The organism is Pseudochrobactrum lubricantis (assembly GCF_041929865.1).
Taxonomy (GTDB): Bacteria; Pseudomonadota; Alphaproteobacteria; order Rhizobiales; family Rhizobiaceae; genus Pseudochrobactrum; species Pseudochrobactrum saccharolyticum.
In genome coordinates this window covers 365,252-383,377 of record NZ_JBHEEE010000004.1, presented here as the reverse complement: position 1 = coordinate 383,377, position 18,126 = coordinate 365,252, and the positions used below count along the sequence as shown (strand labels likewise).

The window sequence follows — 18,126 nt, the reverse complement described above, 5'->3', positions numbered from 1 at the left end:
TGAACAGATATATGGCATTGACCATGACAAAGCGTCCTGCTTTGAATCCTGCCTGCAGCACCGCGCTTTCGAACACCGGAAATACTGAATATGAATTATCGCCACGCCTATCACGCCGGAAATTTTGCCGATGTGTTCAAACATATCGTTCTGACCCGTGTACTGCTCTATATGCAGCGCAAGGAGGCAGCCCTGCGCGTGATCGACACTCATGCAGGCATCGGTCGCTATGATTTAAGTGGCGTGGAAGCCGGTAAAACACTGGAATGGCGCAGCGGTATCGAGCAGGTTTTTGACGCCAAAGCAGCAGGCTCTATTCCCGCAGCAGTGCTGGAACTGATTACGCCTTATCTCGATGTCATTGAACAGGAAAACAGCACCGTTAAAGGCAACAGCCTGCGTTATTATCCGGGTTCACCGCTGCTGACACGAAAACTGATGCGCGCACAAGATCGCCTTTCGGCACTGGAACTGCATCCGCAGGATTTCAAAACACTGGCCGCTTTATTTGAAGGCGATTACCAGACCCGTGTCACCGAATTGAATGGCTGGCTGGCGCTGGGTGCACATCTGCCACCCAAGGAAAAACGCGGTGTGGTGCTGGTTGATCCGCCATTTGAAATCGCCGGAGAATTTGACCGCCTCGTTGAAGGACTGGTGAAAGCGCACCGCCGCTTTGCCACCGGCACCTATGCCCTGTGGTATCCCGTGAAAGACCGCCGCGAGGTCAACCGCTTCATCGCTAATTTGAAAGAAACCGGTCTGCCAAAAATTCTGCGTCTGGAACTGGCTGTGCGTGCACCGTCGCAGGAACCACGCTTTGACGGCACCGGCATGATTATCATCAATCCGCCTTATCTGCTGCAGGAAGAAATGACTAAAATCTCACCATGGCTGGCAACGCTTTTCGGAGAGAATAATCAGGGCAGCTATAAGATTGAATGGATCAACGGCGAAGAGCGGACGGAAAAATAAGTGCTCATTTGCCAATGATCACTCTCTTGTGCGTTGTTGAGGCTTGACCCGACACAGGAATATGGCAAAAACTTCGGTTAACAATTTTCAATAAGGACAGATTCATGTCATTACGCTCCGCTTTTGCTTTCGCGCTGCTTGCAGGTCTGTCAGCAGGATCTTTTTCTCAGGCACAGGCTGCGGATTATATTGCAACTGCCCCTGCCGTGACTGATCCTGTCTGCCACGAACAAAGCGTCATCAACAGCGCGGTCGCACAGTTCGACCGTCTTGTGCGCGGTGTGCCGGAAATGCCTGCTGTCAGCATCAATGCCGTCAGCAATGTCAGCGCAACACGTTATGACCCGAAAACCTATCCGTCAGGTATTGAGCGCCATTATTGCCGCGCCACTGCCGTGCTCTCCAATGGCGAGAACCGTAATATCTGGTATATGGTAGAAGAAAGTCAGGGGCTGGCATCCATGGGACGCAATATCGAATCCTGTGTAGACGGTTTTGACAAGTGGTTCGTCTATGACGGCCGCTGCCGCGTGCTTCGCTGATCCGCATATGTCACGCATCCGATTGAAAGCACACAGCCCGTTTGCCCCCAGCAAAACGGGCTGTTTTTCTGTTGCCACGGCTTTGCTAGCCTCCGCACTCGCTTTTATCATACCGGCATCAGCACAATCCCTCAGTGACAAGCTGATGCAGAGCATGGGCAATGATCTGCGCAAACTCAACCCTTTGAACAATCAGGACAGACCGGTTTTAAGGCCGGAGAATAAAATCCCGCAGCGTACATTACCTAAGCCGCAGGATGCGCCATCACCATCCGGCAATGCGAATTTTGACTTCTATGTCCTGTCGCTCAGCTGGTCACCAAGCTATTGCGCCGATAATGGCAACCGCTCCAATGCCCGCCAGCAATGCGGCACCAGCCGTAATTACGGTTTCATCGTTCATGGTCTGTGGCCGCAATATGATCGTGGTTTTCCCGAAAGCTGCGATCACCGGCAGGCCAATGACACGGTGCCACGGGATATCGTCTCATCCCTGTCTGATATTATGCCCTCAGCCGGTCTGATGCGTCATGAATGGCGCAAACATGGCACCTGCGCGGGGATCAGCCAGCGCGATTATTTCTCTACGCTGGGCAAGGCCTATCAGGCTGTGACTTTTCCGCCTGCCTTGCGCAATGTCGCAAGTCCGCGCAATGTTGATCCGCAGCTTGTTGAAAAGGCATTCATTGCCGCAAATCCGGGTTTAACCGGAGATGCAATTGCCGTGACCTGCAATCGCAGGCGTCTTCAGGAGGTGCGTATCTGTATGGATAAAGGCCTCAAATTCCGTTCATGCGGCGAAGTGGATCGTAATTCCTGCCGCAGCCGTTCTGTTACTCTGCTTCCTAACCGTTGATCTCTTATCTCAGGTTCCAACATGCACAAACTTTACACATCCCCTTCCTCACCTTTCAGCGCCAAAGTGCGTCTTGCAGCGCAATATGCCGGTATTGAACTGGAAAAACATATTGTCGTGACCAGCGAAGAACCGGCAGAACTGATTGCCGCCAATCCGCTGGGCAAAATTCCGACGCTGGTTACACCGGAAGGTAAAACTGTTTTCGACAGCCGCGTCATCACCCAGTATCTCAACCGCATTTCCGGCAACAAGCTGTTTCCGCGCAATGCCGAGAAGCGTCTGGATGCTGAAAAATTTGAAGCAATTGCAGATGGTCTTGCCGATGTGCTGGTAGCGCATGTCTATGAACGTCGCATGCGCCCTGAAGAAATCGTGTATCAGCCGGTGCTGGACTGGTACTGGAAAAAGGCAGAACGCACGCTCGATCTGCTAAATGAAACAGCGCCGCGTATCGGCACCAAAATCCATGGCGGGCACATCGCTATTGCCGCAACGCTCGGCTATCTCAATTTGCGCTTCGGCAATGGCTGGGAACGTGGCCGTCCGAAACTGAAACGCTGGGTCAAGCGCTTTGCCGAAGTGCATCCGGAACTGGCGGCACAATTGCCGAAAGCTGCGTAAAAACAAAAAAAGCCGGGAATTGCTTCCCGGCTTTTTTATCAGGCATGATCTCAACTAAATGAGATATTCCTTAGAACTTGTAGCCAACACCCAGACGGATATCGTGGGTCTGCAGACCACCGTCATTGACAGTGCCGCTATCCAGCTGGAAGTCTTTCTTGCCGAAATCGGAATAACGGTATTCCAGACGGGCAGTTACATTCTGTGTCAGGAAGGTTTCAGCACCGGCACCGGCTGTCCAGCCAACGCGGAACTTATCCTGCGATGAGGTTGCATCGGAGAATTTAACCTGCGTACCGGCAACACCGGCTGTCACATAAGGCATAACCGGCCCCATATCGACACCAAGACGGCCGCGCAGCGAGCCTTCAAAACCGCTCTTCGCAGTCAGACCGAGCTCTTCTTTCTTAGCCCAGTTGTAACCGGCATCACCTTCCACACCGTAAACGATATTGTCGTTCTGGAAGTTCCAACCGGCATAACCGCCGAATTTGGCATTATTGTCTTTCAGATCACCAACATAGTTGTCAGTTTTGAATTTGTTAATGCCGTAGCCAAGATACAGACCGGTATAGCCGCCTGCCCAGCTGCTCTGAGGAGCAACATCTACAACCGGTGCCGGCTCATATGTCTGCGGTTGAATCGCATCTGCGGCAAAAGCTGTGGCCGAAAGCGGCAACAACGCAACAGAAGCAAGTGCCAGAGATTTGATAGTGCGCATACGCCTTGTCCTTATAAATTTCTAAACTGTTGTACAGCGAAGCCTCCAGACCTGACCTGTAACGGCTGAGCTGAACGCGATACGCCCCGTCTTCCTTCCGATCCATTTCTGTGCGGGAGAAAGAAGATTGCTTAACAAGGCAAAAGATGACGCTGAATTACGGCAGCAGAAATGCCGTAGCATGGAAAAAAACCGGCCTTATTATGGCTGAAACATGTCAGTCAAAACCACTGCCGAACAGGCCGAAACCACCACAACTATTTGATAGTAAATTTATATCTTGTTTTTCTTATAAAAAAGAAGGCCGGAAAATTCCGGCCTTCTTTACCGCCTCTTAACCGCATCCCGACATTCGTCTTTTTTATCGCTTAGGATAGGCGTCATTATTTATCCGAATCCGCTCAGCCAAACGCGCTAAGGCGAATCTGTGAAAAATGAGTGGTTTTCAGAATTTATAGCCAACACCCAAACGGATATCGTGGCTCTGCAATTTTGCTGATGGCACAGCAACATTACCCAATGTGAGATCCTTCTTGCCAAAGTCAGAATAGCGATATTCAAGACGTGCACTGACATTTTGTGTCAGCATGGTTTCGGCTCCGACACCGGCAGTCCAGCCAAGACGAAATTTCTTACTGGAATCTGCATCATTGCTGTAACGCACCTGCGTACCGGCAACACCGGCAGTTACATAAGGCATGACTGCGCCCATATCATAGCCAAGACGGGCACGCAGAGAGCCGTCAAATCCGCTGCGGGCACTCAGACCATCTTTGGTTTTCTTTGCACCGTTGTAACCGGCATCACCTTCCACACCATAAACGATATTGTCGTTCTGGAAGTTCCAGCCCGCATAGCCGCCAAGCTTCACATTGTTATTTTTCAGATTACCGGCAGCGGATTTGTTTTTAAAATTATTTGCACCGGCACCAAGATAAAGTCCGATATAACCACCCTCCCAGGTTTTCTGCGGTGGTGTCTGCACAACCGGAGCAGGAACGTCTGGCTGCGCACGAACAATATCAGCTGCCGAAGCCGGTACAGCAAATGAAAGGACCGAGGCTGAAACCAGCGCCAGAGTTTTAAAATGTTTCATAAAATTTCCTTGCAATATTCCAATTTTAAAAATGAGAACCGGATTGCCAAAAACATATTTCAATCCGGCATTATTCCCCTGTCATATCCGACAGGAGAGTCTTGGCTTAAATGCACAAAAACGACCAGAAAACGGCAGAAAAGCAGCAGAAAAACGAACCGAAACTGATGATGTAACGAGGCAACATTTTCTTAAATATTAAATAGTTACCGTATTTTTTGAATAGTATTGCAAGCTGCAAAAACTTCAGCCTTAAAAACAAGCCGCAGCCTATCTTCTACAGATTTTTTGTCAGGCATTTTTCCTTCACGCTAAAACAGGTTATTCCATGATACTATGCGATCATATTTGCTGATTTGCATGCACATGAAGTCAGAATCATTTCACCCGCCGGATATGCCATAACCAAAGGAGCCTGCCCCCGATGACTGCCAAGCGGACTATGTCTGAGGTTTTACCCGTCACCCTGATTACCGGCGGCGCAAAGCGTATTGGCAGCCATATAACTGAGGATCTGGCTACACGCGGCTATCCGGTTATCATTCATTGCAACCGCTCCGCCACACAGGCAGAAGCACTGGCGCAACGTATTCGCGATAAAGGCGGCAAAGCAGCTATTGTGACCGCAGACCTGTCGGACAATGCACAGGTAGCCACGCTGATGGACAAAGCGGCAGCGCATTTCGGCTCCGTGGAGCTGCTGGTCAATAATGCTTCCGTTTTTGAAGACGACCGTATCGGCACCCTCACCCACGATCTCTGGGATCGCCATTTTGCCGTACATCTGAAAGCACCGGTCTTTCTGGCGCAGGCTATGGCCGAGGCTTTACCGGAAGATAAACAGGGGCTGATCGTCAATATTACCGACCAGCGCGTATGGAAGCTCAATCCGCAATTCATTTCCTATACCCTGTCCAAAACCGCATTATGGACAGCCACACGCACTTTGGCACAGGCGCTTGCACCGGCAATCCGCGTCAATGCAATCGGCCCCGGCCCGACATTGCCGAGCGAAAGACAGCATATTGAAGATTTCGAAAAGCAGGTTGATGCAGTGCTGCTAAAAAAAGCACCGCTGCTCGATGAATTTGCCGCGACGATTGACTATCTGTGGAGAACACGGTCCGTCACAGGGCAAATGATTGCGCTGGACGGCGGACAACATCTGGCATGGGAAACGCCGGATATTGCAGGTATTTCGGAATGACACAAAGCATAAACGGCAATGATATTGCCCATCCGGACATGAAGCCGGATGAGGATGTCTTACTGACAGATGATGCCGGAGATGACGAAGACAACTTCCCCGAGGAGGCAAGCTCTGCATCTGCGCTGGCCAGCAATATCCGCTGGGATTCCGCGCTGGATGAGTTTGACGCATCGACCCAGAATTTGAGCGGGCCGGATGTCATCAATGCTTTTGTGAAAAAACTGCCGAACAATCCCGGCGTTTACCGCATGTTCAACCGTGAGGGTGACGTGCTCTATGTCGGCAAAGCCAAAAGCCTGAAGAAGCGTGTCAGCAATTATGCCCGCGGTCAGGGACACAGCAACCGCATTGCCCGTATGATCCGCGAAACGGCAACTATGGAATTTGTCGTTACCCGCACGGAAACAGAAGCACTGCTGCTGGAAGCGAATCTCATCAAACGCTTACGTCCGCGTTTTAATGTTCTGCTTCGGGATGATAAATCCTTTCCCTATATTCTGATTTCCGGCGATACCCGTGCACCCGGTATTTTCAAACATCGCGGCGCGCGCTCCCGTAAAGGCGAATATTACGGTCCTTTTGCCTCTGCAGGCGCTGTCACACGCACGATTAATGTGCTGGAGCGTGCCTTTCTTTTGCGCAGCTGCGCCGACTCGATGTTTGAGAGCCGCACGCGCCCTTGTCTGCTGCATCAGATCAAGCGCTGTTCCGGTCCCTGCACCCATGAAATCAGCGATGCAGATTATTCAGAGCTGGTGCGGGAGGCGAAGTCCTTTCTCTCCGGCCGCAGCAAAGCCGTGCAGCAGCAGATGCGTGATGCGATGAGTGCTGCCGCTGAGGAACTGGATTTTGAACGCGCCGCTATTTTCCGCGACCGTTTGTCGGCCCTGTCTCATATCCAGTCCCATCAGGGTATCAATCCGCAAACCGTGGATGAAGCTGATGTTTTTGCCATTCATCAGGAAGGCGGACTGGCCTGTATTCAGGTCTTTTTCTTCCGCACCGGACAGAACTGGGGCAACCGCGCTTATTTCCCGAAGGCTGATCCTTCCCTGTCGGCGGCGGAAGTGCTTGGCGCATTCATCACCCAGTTTTACGACAATAAACCCTGCCCGCAACTGATCCTGCTGTCTGAAACGGTGGAAGAACAGGAACTGCTCGGAGAAGCTTTGTCAGCGTCTGCCGGACGCCGTGTGACGCTCAATGTGCCGCAGCGCGGTGAGAAGAAAGATCTTGTCGACCACGCCATGACCAATGCCCGCGAAACATTGGGACGCAGACTGGCTGAAACCTCATCACAGGCGCGTCTGCTGAAAGCTATGGCCGAGACTTTCGAGCTGCCGCGCATTCCACGCCGTATCGAGGTTTACGATAACTCCCACATCATGGGCACCAATGCTGTTGGCGGCATGATTGTCGCCGGACAGGACGGTTTCGTCAAAAACCAGTATCGCAAATTCAATATCCGCTCCACGGAGATCACCCCGGGCGACGACTTCGGCATGATGCGCGAAGTGATTGAGCGCCGTTTTGGCAGGCTGATAAAAGATCATATGAAAGAGCTGGAGGAGCAGGCTCCAAAGACACTCTTAGAGAATGAAACTGATGCAGACGATATTACGGATGACGGTTTCCCTGCGTGGCCTGATGTTATTCTGATCGATGGCGGTCAGGGACAAGTCGGTGCAGTTCGTGACATTCTCACGCAGCTGGGTATCAATGATAAAGTCATATCCATCGGTATCGCCAAAGGTGTAGACCGCGATGCGGGACGTGAACGGTTCTTTATAAGCGGCAAGCCATCATTCACATTACCGCCGCGTGATCCGGTGCTCTATTTCATTCAGCGTATGCGCGATGAAGCACACCGTTTCGCTATCGGCACCCATCGGGCAAAGCGCAAAAAAGAAATGGTCAAAAGTCCGCTGGATGAAATTGCCGGTATCGGCCCTTCCCGCAAGCGTGCTTTGCTGCATGAATTCGGCACGGCAAAAGCAGTTGCAGGCGCAGCATTGGCAGACCTCATGAAGGTTGAAGGCATCTCGGAAGCACTGGCGCAGACCATTTATGACCACTTCCGCGATCAATAATGGGTTATCTGACGCAATATGCACATAATAAGCCTTAAAAAGCCGGTCTGAGTGTTGCTTTTTACCCTATTGCGGGATTGATGGTAACCAGCTGACAATGATTTGTCGTGTAGCGTAAAACACATCCCGAAAGTGGGGAAACTATTTTCGGACAAGATGTGCGTCTAAAGATTTTCATGAGCCGTAAGGCTTACTTCTCCAGTCGTGGGTTTCCCGCTCACGCTTATCCAGAATACGGGTTTTAGGGGACTATGAGTAAACACACATTATCACTGCCCAACATCCTTACTTACGCACGTATCGTTGCTGTGCCACTTGTGGTTCTGTGCTTCTTTCTCGAAGGCCATCTGAAGAGCAGTGACACCGCAAGATGGTGGGCGCTTGGCCTGTTCGCAGCTGCCAGCATCACGGATTTCTTCGACGGCTATCTGGCACGTATGTGGAAACAGACATCCAGTATCGGCCGAATGCTTGACCCGATTGCTGATAAGCTGCTGGTCTCCGCAATTCTGCTGCTGCTGGCCGCCGACGGCACTATTGCCGGCTGGACGCTTTGGGCTGCGATTATCATCCTCTGCCGCGAAATTCTGGTTTCCGGTTTGCGTGAATATCTGGCGGATCTGAAAGTCAGTGTGCCGGTTTCGCAGCTGGCAAAATGGAAAACCACTATTCAGATGATTGCGCTGGCTTTTCTGCTTGCCGGCCCTGCCGGTGACAAAATCCTGCCTTATACAACGGAAACAGGGCTGATCCTGCTGTGGATTTCAGCAATTCTGACACTTTATACCGGTTGGGACTATTTCCGTGCCGGTATCAAACACATGATCTGATGGCCGTTATGACAGTCAAACTGGTATATTTTGCATGGGTACGGGAGCAGATCGGCAAATCTGACGAGAGTCTCGATCTGCCTCAGACTGTCAAAACTGTATCTGACCTGCTGAGCCATCTTTCCGGCATTGATGAGAATTATGCGCATGCTTTGCGTTTTTCCGACGTGATCCGCGTGGCGATCAATCAGGAACATGTGGAGCATGACACGCCGATTGCCGGTGCGCATGAGATTGCCTTGTTCCCGCCAATGACCGGAGGCTGAGGCAATGCAGCCGACTATTCTTGTCTCGCAAGATGACTTTGATGCGGCTGCCCTTACTGCCCGTATGACCGAAGGGCGCACAGATATCGGCGCAGTTGTCAGTTTTACCGGCTTTTGCCGTGATGAGAATAAAACACTTCAGGCGCTGGAACTTGAACATTATCCGGGCATGGCAGAAGCGCAGCTGGCGCGTATTGCTGCCGATGCCGTGCAACGCTGGCCGCTGCAAGGCGTTACCATTGTTCATCGCAGTGGTCTCATCAAAGCCGGTGAGCAGATTGTGTTTGTCGCCACAGCCAGCAAGCACAGACAGGCCGCCTTTGAAGCCGCAGAATTTCTGATGGATTATCTCAAGAGCGATGCGCCTTTCTGGAAGAAAGAACATCTGATCACCCCTGCTCCCGAGAATGGCGATCCGCTGTCGGGCTGGGTCAAAGCCAAAGCCAGCGACGAAGACATGAAGAAGCGCTGGCAGGATTAGAGCATAATCCCTTAAACTTGGATCAGTTTAAGGAAAAGTTATGCTCTAATTTTAAAGTATTAGAGCGACCTTTGTGTGCCAAGTCTGGCACACGGCGCTCTAAGACAACTCAGCTTTGCCTGAGCCAAAATCCCGTTTGAATATTTTACAATCCTGTGAAATTATTTGCACTGACTTGCATTGCCATAAGTAAACCATAAAATCAGGGCAGTAGCTGATACAGCATATTTATATGATTCAACTCGTGTTTTATCCGGATTTGATTCTATAGTCCGGAGAGCACTTACGACTCATGGATATGCATTGATTCCAGAATTACCGGTTTAAATGACTGGTGAGCATTTTTTAGTCGTCCGGCAATTTCATTATCCAAAACAGATCAAAGAAGATTTCCGGCAGCTAAACAATGAGGAAAACCACATAACAACACGTGTTAAGGTTAAAACTTAACGTAAATTATGTGTTTAGTCATTTGGCGTTAATATACCGCCGGTTAAAATGTCAGCTCAGACAACTTCTGGAAAACGGAGAGTGTCTAAACTGGCAGTGCAACAAACAGGACAGAATATGTTGATTGGTAAAGCGCGCATCATTGCTGCATCCCTGATAGGACTGGCCGTCTTAGGCGGCAGCGCAATGATCCTTTCCTCAACCATGCCGACGCAGAGTATTGCATCTGAAAAAACAATACGTGGCACTGTCATGTATCGCGAGCGGATTGCCCTGCCCCCTGAGGCTACGTTGAATGTACAGTTGCTGGATGTTTCTCTTGCTGATGCTCCGGCACAGGTAATTGCCGAACAACAGCTCAGCAATATTCCATCCGCGCCAATTCCGTTTGAGCTGAAATTCGATTCTTCCAAGCTCGTTGCAAAGCATACCTATGCCTTGCAGGCACGTATCAGCGCCGGTGATACTCTGTGGTTCATCAATGACACACGCCATGAGTTCAATCCGGAAAAATTTGACAGCGCTTATGAAATCCGTGTTGTCAATGTGCGCAAAAATACCAGCCTGCAAACACCGCTGACACTTGAAAATCATGAATGGCTCACAGAGGATATCCGTGGCGCCGGTGTAATTGATTTTGCCCAGACAACCCTGTCAATTTCCCCGAGCGGCGAAGTGTCCGGCTCCGGCGGTTGCAACCGTTATTTCGGCAAAGCAACAATTACCGGTGAAGCGCTGAATTTCGGTACCATCGGCTCCACATTCATGCAGTGCCCGCCTGCCCTGATGGATCAGGAAACCAAATTCCTTGACGTTCTGAAACAGACCCGTCAGTTCAGCATTAATAACGGCAAACTCTATCTGCTGGGAGATAACGGGCTGGAACTTGCCCGTCTTGCCAATAACAGCTGATTTGTCTGATCTTTGAATTAAAACGGGCACGCTTTCAAAAGCGTGCCCGTTTTTTTACATCTCTGCATATAAAAAAAGCGCCGCATTGCTGCAGCGCTTTTTTAAATCAAAGACTAAATAAATTAGCCAACGATTTCTGTCGAAGAGAACCAGTAGGTGATTTCCTGAGCAGCTGTTTCAGGAGCATCGGAACCGTGTACCGAGTTTTCACCGATCGACAGAGCGAAGGTTTTACGGATTGTACCTTCAGCAGCATCTGCCGGATTGGTTGCGCCCATAACTTCGCGGTTTTTCAGGATTGCGTTTTCGCCTTCCAGAACCTGAACGATTGTCGGGCCGGAAGTCATGGTTTCAACCAGCTCACCGAAGAAAGGACGTGCTGCATGCACTGCGTAGAAGCCTTCAGCTTCGCGCTTGCTCATCCATACGCGCTTGGAAGCAACAACACGCAGACCAGCTTCTTCGAGCTTGGCGGTGATTGCACCGGTCAGGTTGCGCTTGGTTGCATCTGGCTTGATCATGGAAAAGGTACGTTCGATAGCCATTTTTGTCCTGTATATATTTAGAGGAAAGGTGCCGTTCTATACCCTCACAGCCTTTTACAGTCAAATAAGATCATTAAACCTGCTGTAAAATGCTGCTGAAAGTGCGGTGAAAACGCGCCCCATTCTGTTTCTGTTTACTCAGTCCTGTCTCATCGTGCTGAGCATCATTTTAACTGCGCCGCCATACATAGCTTTCACATAATACAATGGAATGACAAGACACTGATAATAAAGTGATTTAGCCTGCTATAAGTGCAAAGACAGGTTATAGTTAACAGCGCTCATGACAATAACAGCGATTCTGTGTTGCACGGGCTGTCTTTTGCTGTTTTTGGTTTTTGATGAGAGCTTGATGATGAAGCAACATTTTCTGATGCTTGCTGCCTATAATGGCTGGGCCAATAAACAGCTTTTTGACGCGGTTGCGGCTTTGACTGAAAGTGAATACCGGCAGGATGCAGGCCTGCATTACAAATCCGTCCATGCCACGCTTAATCATCTGCTGGGCAATGACCGCTTGTGGATGAAGCGCTTTACCGGTGAAGGCGATCACCCGAAAACACCTGATGCCATTCTTTATCTGGCTTTGTCTGACCTGCGCGCTGCCCGTCTGCAGGAGGATACGCGTATTCTGGAATGGCTGGAGGGACTTTCTCCTGCCGAGGTTTCAGGGCGTTTTGTGTTTCTCAATATGAGCGATATGCGCACCATCAGTCAGCGGCTTGCCCCTGCCCTTGCCCATATGTTCAACCATCAGACCCATTATCGCGGGCAGGTTCATGCTGCCCTCACCATGCTGAAACATACGGCACCGGAACTGGATATGATGATTTTCCAGAAATCGGAATCCGGCCGCCGCTTCGTCTGATATTTCCGTCTCAACACAAGCATAACCGGACGTTTTTGCCTCTTGCACAATTGTAATATCCCGTGCAAAACCGCTCTATGTTGATCCTTAATGATATAACCGTCCGCATGGTCGGACGCGTCCTCATCGACCATGGCAGTGCAACACTGCCATCTGGTTCAAAGACCGGTTTTGTCGGGCGTAACGGCACCGGCAAGTCGACCCTGTTCAAGGTGATTACCGGTGAATTGTCGTCGGATACCGGCGATATTTCCATCCCGAAAAACACCCGTATCGGTCAGGTGGCGCAGGAAGCACCAGGCACAGAAGAGTCTCTGATCGAGATTGTTCTGAAAGCGGATAAAGAACGCCTTGCCTTGTTGCAGGAAGCCGAAACGGCGACTGATCCGGCACGTATCTCCGAAATTCATATCCGCCTTGCCGATATTGAATCTCATTCAGCAGAAGCCCGTGCCAGCGCCATTCTCTCCGGCCTGGGTTTTGATGCGGAAGCGCAATTGCGCCCTGCTTCATCCTTCTCCGGTGGCTGGCGTATGCGTGTGGCTTTGGCGGCTGTGCTGTTTGCCCAGCCTGATCTGCTGCTGCTTGACGAACCAACCAACTATCTCGACCTTGAAGGCGTGTTGTGGCTGATCGACTATATCAAGCGCTACCCATACACTGTCATCATCATCAGCCATGATCGCGATCTGCTGAACTCGGCAACCAGTTCCATTCTGCACCTTGAAAATAAGAAGCTGACTTTCTGGAAGGGTAATTACGACCAGTTTGAACGTCAGCGCGCCGAAATGCTGGAATTGCAGCAGAAGCAGCGTGTGAAGCAGGAAGCCCATCGCAAGCATATGGAGTCCTTTGTGGAGCGGTTCCGCGCCAAGGCTTCCAAAGCGCGTCAGGCACAATCCCGTCTGAAAGCTCTGCAAAAGCTGAAGCCGATTGCCGCGCATTATGATGAGCATGTGCAGCCATTCCGCTTTCCTGAAGCAGAAAAGGTTGCGGCCTCGCCGATTATTGCGCTGGAAAATGCTGATGTCGGCTATGAAACCGGCAAGCCTATCCTGCGCAATCTTTCACTGCGCATAGATAATGATGACCGCATTGCCCTGCTCGGCTCCAATGGTAACGGTAAGTCCACTCTGGCCAAGCTGATCTCCGGACGGCTGAAACCGGAAGGCGGCACGCTGACCCTTTCACCAGCGCTGAAGGTTGCCTTCTTCGCCCAGCATCAGCTTGATGATCTGGTGCCGGAAGACAATGCCATTGAGCATGTGCGCAAGCTGATGCCGGATGCACCGGAAGCCAAAGTGCGTGCCCGTGTCGCCCAGATGGGGCTGGCAACGGAAAAGATGCTCACCAAAGCCAAGGAGCTTTCCGGTGGTGAAAAAGCACGTTTGCTGATGGGGCTTGCGACCTTCCATGGTCCGAACCTGCTGATCCTCGACGAGCCGACCAACCATCTGGATATCGACAGCCGCGAAGAACTCGTTCATGCGCTGAATGATTTCAAAGGCGCTGTGATCCTCATCGCCCATGATCGTCATCTCATCGAAGCGACCATGGATCGGCTGTGGCTGGTGCGTAACGGCACGGTCAAACCTTATGACGGCGATCTGGATGATTACCGTTCTTTGGTTCTGAGCGATAAAAGCACACCGAACAGCACTATTGAGGCTATTCAAGAGGTCGCTATTGTTGATGAAGGACCAAAACTCAGCAAAGCAGATCAGCGTAAACAGGCTGCGCAGAAGCGTGAACAGCTTAAGCCTCTGCAAAAAAAGATTAATGATTCCGAGTCTTTAATGCAAAAACTGCAGAAAGAGATTCAGGCGCTGAAAGGCAAACTGGAAGATCCTGAACTTTATACCAAGGATGCCCAGAAAGCTGTGCAGTTCAATATTGATCTGAAGTCCGCTGAAACCAAACTGGCTGATGCAGAGGAAAAATGGCTGACCTATTCTGCGGAATATGAAGAGGCAATGGCTGATTAACAGCACATCTGAGCCATAAAGATTAAGCCCGCGGTTCTGTGAAACGGCGGGCTTAATTATTGGACAATTCAGGCTTTCTGCCGTCTGCGTGTACGCATAAATCCATAGAGACCGGCCACCATAACCACCACGCCCATCATGGTGATATTCTCGTCAACCGGAGTTGCGCCACGGCGCAAAACCAGATCAGCCCGTGTCAGCGACAAGCCGTCTTCCACCGCCCGCACGCTGAATTCATAAGTGCCGGCCTGTAAAGTTTCCATATCTTTTGCGCTTTGGCGGATCACCGCACCGCTTTGCGGCAGATCACGCTGTTCATTACCGCTTTTCGGGCTGTAACTGAGGCGTTCGGCCAGTACCGGCACACCATCACGTGACACTGCCAGATTAAGCACTGACGGCTTTTGTCCGCTGGTTACGCCCTGCATTGGTTGCGCATCAACAAAAATACGCAATGGCGCATCTTCAGGTTTCAATTGTACTTTCGCAGACTGATAACCGCCCTCGCGCTGATAGAGCACCCATGTGCCGATTTCCTCGCCGCCGAAATGACGCTGCGCCCATGGCCAGATCACACCAATTGCCAGACCAACGAGAAACAGCAGAATACAAAAAATACGCATCAGGCTTTTTTCTCCCAGCGGCGGTCTGCATTTTGCTGCCAATAGGTCAGCTGATGTCCTGCGGCTTTCAGGCTCTTCCATTGCTCTCGCGCTTTGGTCAGCTGGGCAGCGTCGTGTCCGTCAAACATAACCACCAGACGATCATAGTTCTCAGCACCCGCGATTTCCGCGCCTTCCACAACAAAACGCACTGTTGCGCCATTCAGATTATCAGTGGTGGTTGTGAGCAAGGCGGGCTGATGTTCTGCATGAGGCTGCGCATCTGTGCCATGAGCAAGAAATGAAGCATTGCTCCATGTCCACAGCAAGCGGTCGAGTTCATCGCGGCGTTCTTCCGATGTCATCTGGATTGTCACGCGCCAGCCCCGCTCTAACGAGCGGTCAACCAGCCCCGGCAAAGCTTCATCCAAAACGGATTCAGTCAGATGATAAAACAGAATTTCCGCCATCAGCCAATGCAGGGAACCGCGCCCCTTACCTCTCGCATCTCATATATACCGGATAACAGCTTAAACCAGAAACAAAACGGCCTGTCGATCAGACAGGCCGCCTCATACAGAAAAACCGGAGATTATAATCAGGCGGTTGCAGAACGGGGTGCCTGTTGCGGCGCAGTGATGCTGCGCACACCAAGGCACAACAGCGTAAAATAGCTCAGGCTTTCCAGTGCTTCTTCCAGAAACTCGTTAAAGGCAAGCCCGTGCATTTTCTCAAAAACCTCGCCGAGAGCGATGAGTGCCGCTGCCAGATAAAAAGGCCATGCTTTACGGCTGAAAACAAAGGTCAATACAGGGCGCACATAATCTGAATGACGGAAAACATAAATAGCTGCGAAAGCGATGACGATAATTGCCTCATGCCAGCGGAATGCATGGGATTTAATGTAATTACTTACCGGCCCTGTCGGCTCGATTTCAAACTCACGGAAGAAGAAAATCCACATCAGTACGGACATACCGATTGCAAACATTCGCGCAGGCCCCTCGCTGCGCAGGCCGCCGATGAAAAACGCGATTGCGGCAAGACCGAGATAAACCAGTTGCAAATTCTCAAGCAATCCGGCCTCTCCCATTTCGACGACAAGATTGTCAAAATCTGTCACGAAGAAAAAGAACAGAACATTTAATAAAAGCAGTACCAGCATTGCACTGATGAAACTGCGCGAAGCATAAGATGGAAACACAATTTTATCCGGAATAAACAGCCAGCCCGTCCTTCAGGGGTGCCAAAACCGGCGGACACAGCATCTCAATGAACATTTTGTGACATCTTAACAAGTTCTTGTTGCTGCGCACAATTAAAATTCATATTGCGCCGGTCAATTTTTATTGAGGTATTTATTTCCGCCGGAGTGTATCGCGTTTAAGTGAGGCCACAGCGCTCGCTCTGTCTCCTTGTTTTTACACATGTCGCCGAAAACCGGTGTCTGTCTTTCCGCGACATGCTTTAAAATACAAAAAAGCCGGTGCGAACACCGGCTTTTCCAATCATGTGGCAGGATAACTGCTTATCAGCCTTCGTAATGATCGCGAACGAGGCGGTCCAGAACACGGACACCAAAGCCCGAACCCCAGGATTCATTATACTCGCTGGCAGGTGAATCCATCGCAGTACCGGCAATATCCAGATGCGCCCAAGGTGTATCGCCGACAAAACGCTTCAGGAACTGAGCCGCAGTGATTGAACCGGCTGGACGACCGGCCGAGTTACGCATATCTGCGAATTTGGAATCGATGATCTTGTCATATTCCTTGGTGAGCGGCATACGCCACAGTTTTTCACCGCTGGTCTGACCGGCATCAAACAGCTGTTCTGCCAGTTCATCATCATTGGAGAACAGACCCGCATGCTGGGTGCCGAGAGCGATCACAATCGCACCGGTCAGCGTCGCCAGATTGATCATGAAGCGCGGCTTATGGGTTTTCGCAGTGTAATACAGAGCATCAGCCAGAACCAGACGGCCTTCCGCATCGGTATTGATCACTTCAATCGTCTGACCGGACATGGTGGTGACGATATCGCCCGGACGCTGTGCATTGCCATCCGGCATATTTTCCACAAGACCAATCACGCCGATAACATTGGCCTTAGCTTTACGACCGGCAAGAGCGCGCATCAGACCGGTAACAGCAGCTGCACCGCCCATGTCACCCTTCATATCTTCCATACCAAGCGCAGGCTTGATGGAGATACCGCCGGTATCGAACACAACGCCCTTACCGACAAAAGCCACCGGCTTGTCTTTGGCTTTGCCACCGTTCCATTCCATAACAACCAGACGCGGCGGACGGACAGAACCCTGAGCAACACCGAGCAGCGAGCCCATGCCGAGCTTTTTCATTTCTTTTTCGGTGAGAATGGTGATTTTAACACCAAGTTTCTCAAGCTTTTCTGCTTCCGCAGCAAATTCAACCGGGCCGAGCACATTTGCAGGCTCATTGACCAGATCGCGCGCCAGCAGCACACCTTCACCAATTTCAGCCGCGGCTTCGTAAGCTTTTTCTGCACCGGCAGCATCAGCAACCTGAATGGTCAGCTTAACGTCTTTGGCCTCAGCTTTGTCGTCGCTTTTCTTGGTTTTGTACTTGTCAAAACGATAAGCGCGCAGCTGTGCGCCCAGAGCAAAATCCGCAGCCGCTTCAGCCGGAATTTCCAGACCGTCAATTGCGAGAATTGCATTGGCTTCAGCGGATTTGCCGATTTTGGCGAATGCCGCGCCGCCGATTTTCAGCCAGTCATCATTTTTCAGCTTGGCAGGATCGCCGATACCAACCAGAACCAGACGCTCTGCGCCTGCACCGTCAGCAAGGTAAGTTTCAAGCGTTGCACCAAGTTTGCCCTTGAAACCGGCTTTGGTAATCAGGCCGGAAACGAAACCTTCGCCGCCAACATGATTTGCCTGTGCGGCAACCGAACCGTCTTTGCTCACGGGTACAATCACGACATCTTTCAGCTTTTCTGAAAAATTCGAGAACTTGATGACTGGATTTTTGGACATAATAACTCCAATAGGTAAAAACAGAGTCGCATAACTCAATGCATTGTGTGGCTC

At 50.9% G+C, this 18,126-nt stretch carries 20 protein-coding genes; 13 read left to right on the top strand and 7 right to left on the bottom strand.

Annotation, left to right across the window (positions count from 1 at the left end; all coding sequences use genetic code 11):
- Positions 1-90 precede the first annotated feature (90 nt).
- From JNC80_RS10995 to JNC80_RS10980, 4 genes are all read left to right on the top strand, one after another.
- Positions 91-975 (top strand): 23S rRNA (adenine(2030)-N(6))-methyltransferase RlmJ, encoded by an 885-nt coding sequence (locus JNC80_RS10995; RefSeq protein ID WP_022712150.1) that lies wholly within the window; start codon positions 91-93, stop codon positions 973-975.
- A 104-nt stretch (positions 976-1,079) separates the two neighbouring features.
- Entirely contained in the window at positions 1,080-1,517 is a 438-nt protein-coding gene (locus JNC80_RS10990) for a phage portal protein (protein WP_220159395.1), read from the top strand.
- 226 nt (positions 1,518-1,743) lie between these two features.
- Complete coding sequence (locus JNC80_RS10985) at positions 1,744-2,373, top strand: ribonuclease T2 family protein (protein ID WP_376710393.1); 630 nt, start codon at positions 1,744-1,746, stop codon at positions 2,371-2,373.
- Between the two features lie 21 nt (positions 2,374-2,394).
- The gene (locus JNC80_RS10980) at positions 2,395-2,997 is read left to right on the top strand and encodes a glutathione S-transferase family protein (protein WP_376710327.1); all 603 of its coding nucleotides are present in this window, start codon (positions 2,395-2,397) and stop codon (positions 2,995-2,997) included.
- Between the two features lie 70 nt (positions 2,998-3,067).
- Here the strand turns inward: JNC80_RS10980 and JNC80_RS10975 are convergent, their stop codons facing one another.
- Positions 3,068-3,718, bottom strand: coding sequence for an outer membrane protein (locus JNC80_RS10975; RefSeq protein ID WP_022712154.1), 651 nt, complete (start codon positions 3,716-3,718; stop codon positions 3,068-3,070).
- A gap of 146 nt (positions 3,719-3,864) precedes the next feature.
- Here JNC80_RS10975 and JNC80_RS10970 point away from each other — a divergent pair, with 146 nt between their 5' ends.
- The gene (locus JNC80_RS10970) at positions 3,865-4,056 is read left to right on the top strand and encodes a hypothetical protein (protein WP_376710326.1); all 192 of its coding nucleotides are present in this window, start codon (positions 3,865-3,867) and stop codon (positions 4,054-4,056) included.
- A gap of 107 nt (positions 4,057-4,163) precedes the next feature.
- Here JNC80_RS10970 and JNC80_RS10965 read toward each other — a convergent pair whose 3' ends face one another.
- Positions 4,164-4,814, bottom strand: coding sequence for an outer membrane protein (locus JNC80_RS10965; RefSeq protein WP_376710325.1), 651 nt, complete (start codon positions 4,812-4,814; stop codon positions 4,164-4,166).
- Positions 4,815-5,238: 424 nt separating this feature from the next.
- Here JNC80_RS10965 and JNC80_RS10960 point away from each other — a divergent pair, with 424 nt between their 5' ends.
- From JNC80_RS10960 to JNC80_RS10935, 6 genes are all read left to right on the top strand, one after another.
- The gene (locus tag JNC80_RS10960) at positions 5,239-6,021 is read left to right on the top strand and encodes an SDR family oxidoreductase (RefSeq protein WP_376710324.1); all 783 of its coding nucleotides are present in this window, start codon (positions 5,239-5,241) and stop codon (positions 6,019-6,021) included.
- A 38-nt stretch (positions 6,022-6,059) separates the two neighbouring features.
- Positions 6,060-8,114 carry an excinuclease ABC subunit UvrC gene (gene uvrC, locus JNC80_RS10955; RefSeq protein WP_376710392.1) on the top strand — a complete coding sequence of 685 codons (2,055 nt, stop codon included), beginning with the start codon at positions 6,060-6,062 and terminating at the stop codon, positions 8,112-8,114.
- 251 nt (positions 8,115-8,365) lie between these two features.
- Positions 8,366-8,944, top strand: coding sequence for a CDP-diacylglycerol--glycerol-3-phosphate 3-phosphatidyltransferase (gene pgsA, locus JNC80_RS10950; protein WP_022712159.1), 579 nt, complete (start codon positions 8,366-8,368; stop codon positions 8,942-8,944).
- A gap of 8 nt (positions 8,945-8,952) precedes the next feature.
- Positions 8,953-9,210: a molybdopterin converting factor subunit 1 gene (moaD, locus tag JNC80_RS10945; protein ID WP_028233918.1), complete on the top strand. Its 258-nt coding sequence runs from the start codon at positions 8,953-8,955 to the stop codon at positions 9,208-9,210.
- A 4-nt stretch (positions 9,211-9,214) separates the two neighbouring features.
- On the top strand, positions 9,215-9,691 hold the full coding sequence (locus JNC80_RS10940) for a molybdenum cofactor biosynthesis protein MoaE (RefSeq protein WP_376710323.1): 477 nt from the start codon (positions 9,215-9,217) through the stop codon (positions 9,689-9,691).
- Between the two features lie 567 nt (positions 9,692-10,258).
- Positions 10,259-11,053, top strand: coding sequence for a YbaY family lipoprotein (locus JNC80_RS10935; protein ID WP_075654639.1), 795 nt, complete (start codon positions 10,259-10,261; stop codon positions 11,051-11,053).
- A gap of 122 nt (positions 11,054-11,175) precedes the next feature.
- Here the strand turns inward: JNC80_RS10935 and ndk are convergent, their stop codons facing one another.
- Positions 11,176-11,598 carry a nucleoside-diphosphate kinase gene (ndk, locus tag JNC80_RS10930; RefSeq protein WP_075654638.1) on the bottom strand — a complete coding sequence of 141 codons (423 nt, stop codon included), beginning with the start codon at positions 11,596-11,598 and terminating at the stop codon, positions 11,176-11,178.
- A gap of 355 nt (positions 11,599-11,953) precedes the next feature.
- On the opposite strand from ndk, the gene JNC80_RS10925 reads away from it, so the two are divergent.
- A complete protein-coding gene (locus JNC80_RS10925) occupies positions 11,954-12,466 on the top strand; it encodes a DinB family protein (RefSeq protein ID WP_306402291.1) in 513 nt (170 codons plus the stop codon).
- 77 nt (positions 12,467-12,543) lie between these two features.
- Entirely contained in the window at positions 12,544-14,451 is a 1,908-nt protein-coding gene (locus JNC80_RS10920) for an ABC-F family ATP-binding cassette domain-containing protein (protein WP_376710322.1), read from the top strand.
- 68 nt (positions 14,452-14,519) lie between these two features.
- Here JNC80_RS10920 and JNC80_RS10915 read toward each other — a convergent pair whose 3' ends face one another.
- The 4 genes from JNC80_RS10915 to JNC80_RS10900 all read right to left on the bottom strand — a co-directional run bounded on the left by JNC80_RS10915 (position 14,520) and on the right by JNC80_RS10900 (position 18,072).
- Positions 14,520-15,074, bottom strand: coding sequence for a hypothetical protein (locus tag JNC80_RS10915; RefSeq protein WP_376710321.1), 555 nt, complete (start codon positions 15,072-15,074; stop codon positions 14,520-14,522).
- The gene (locus JNC80_RS10910) at positions 15,074-15,523 is read right to left on the bottom strand and encodes a DNA polymerase III subunit chi (protein ID WP_022712167.1); all 450 of its coding nucleotides are present in this window, start codon (positions 15,521-15,523) and stop codon (positions 15,074-15,076) included. The genes JNC80_RS10915 and JNC80_RS10910 overlap by 1 nt, the downstream gene beginning before the upstream one ends.
- 128 nt (positions 15,524-15,651) lie before the next feature.
- Complete coding sequence (locus JNC80_RS10905; protein WP_075654635.1) at positions 15,652-16,257, bottom strand: hypothetical protein; 606 nt, start codon at positions 16,255-16,257, stop codon at positions 15,652-15,654.
- Between the two features lie 327 nt (positions 16,258-16,584).
- Positions 16,585-18,072: a leucyl aminopeptidase gene (locus JNC80_RS10900; protein ID WP_213597275.1), complete on the bottom strand. Its 1,488-nt coding sequence runs from the start codon at positions 18,070-18,072 to the stop codon at positions 16,585-16,587.
- Positions 18,073-18,126: the final 54 nt, after the last annotated feature.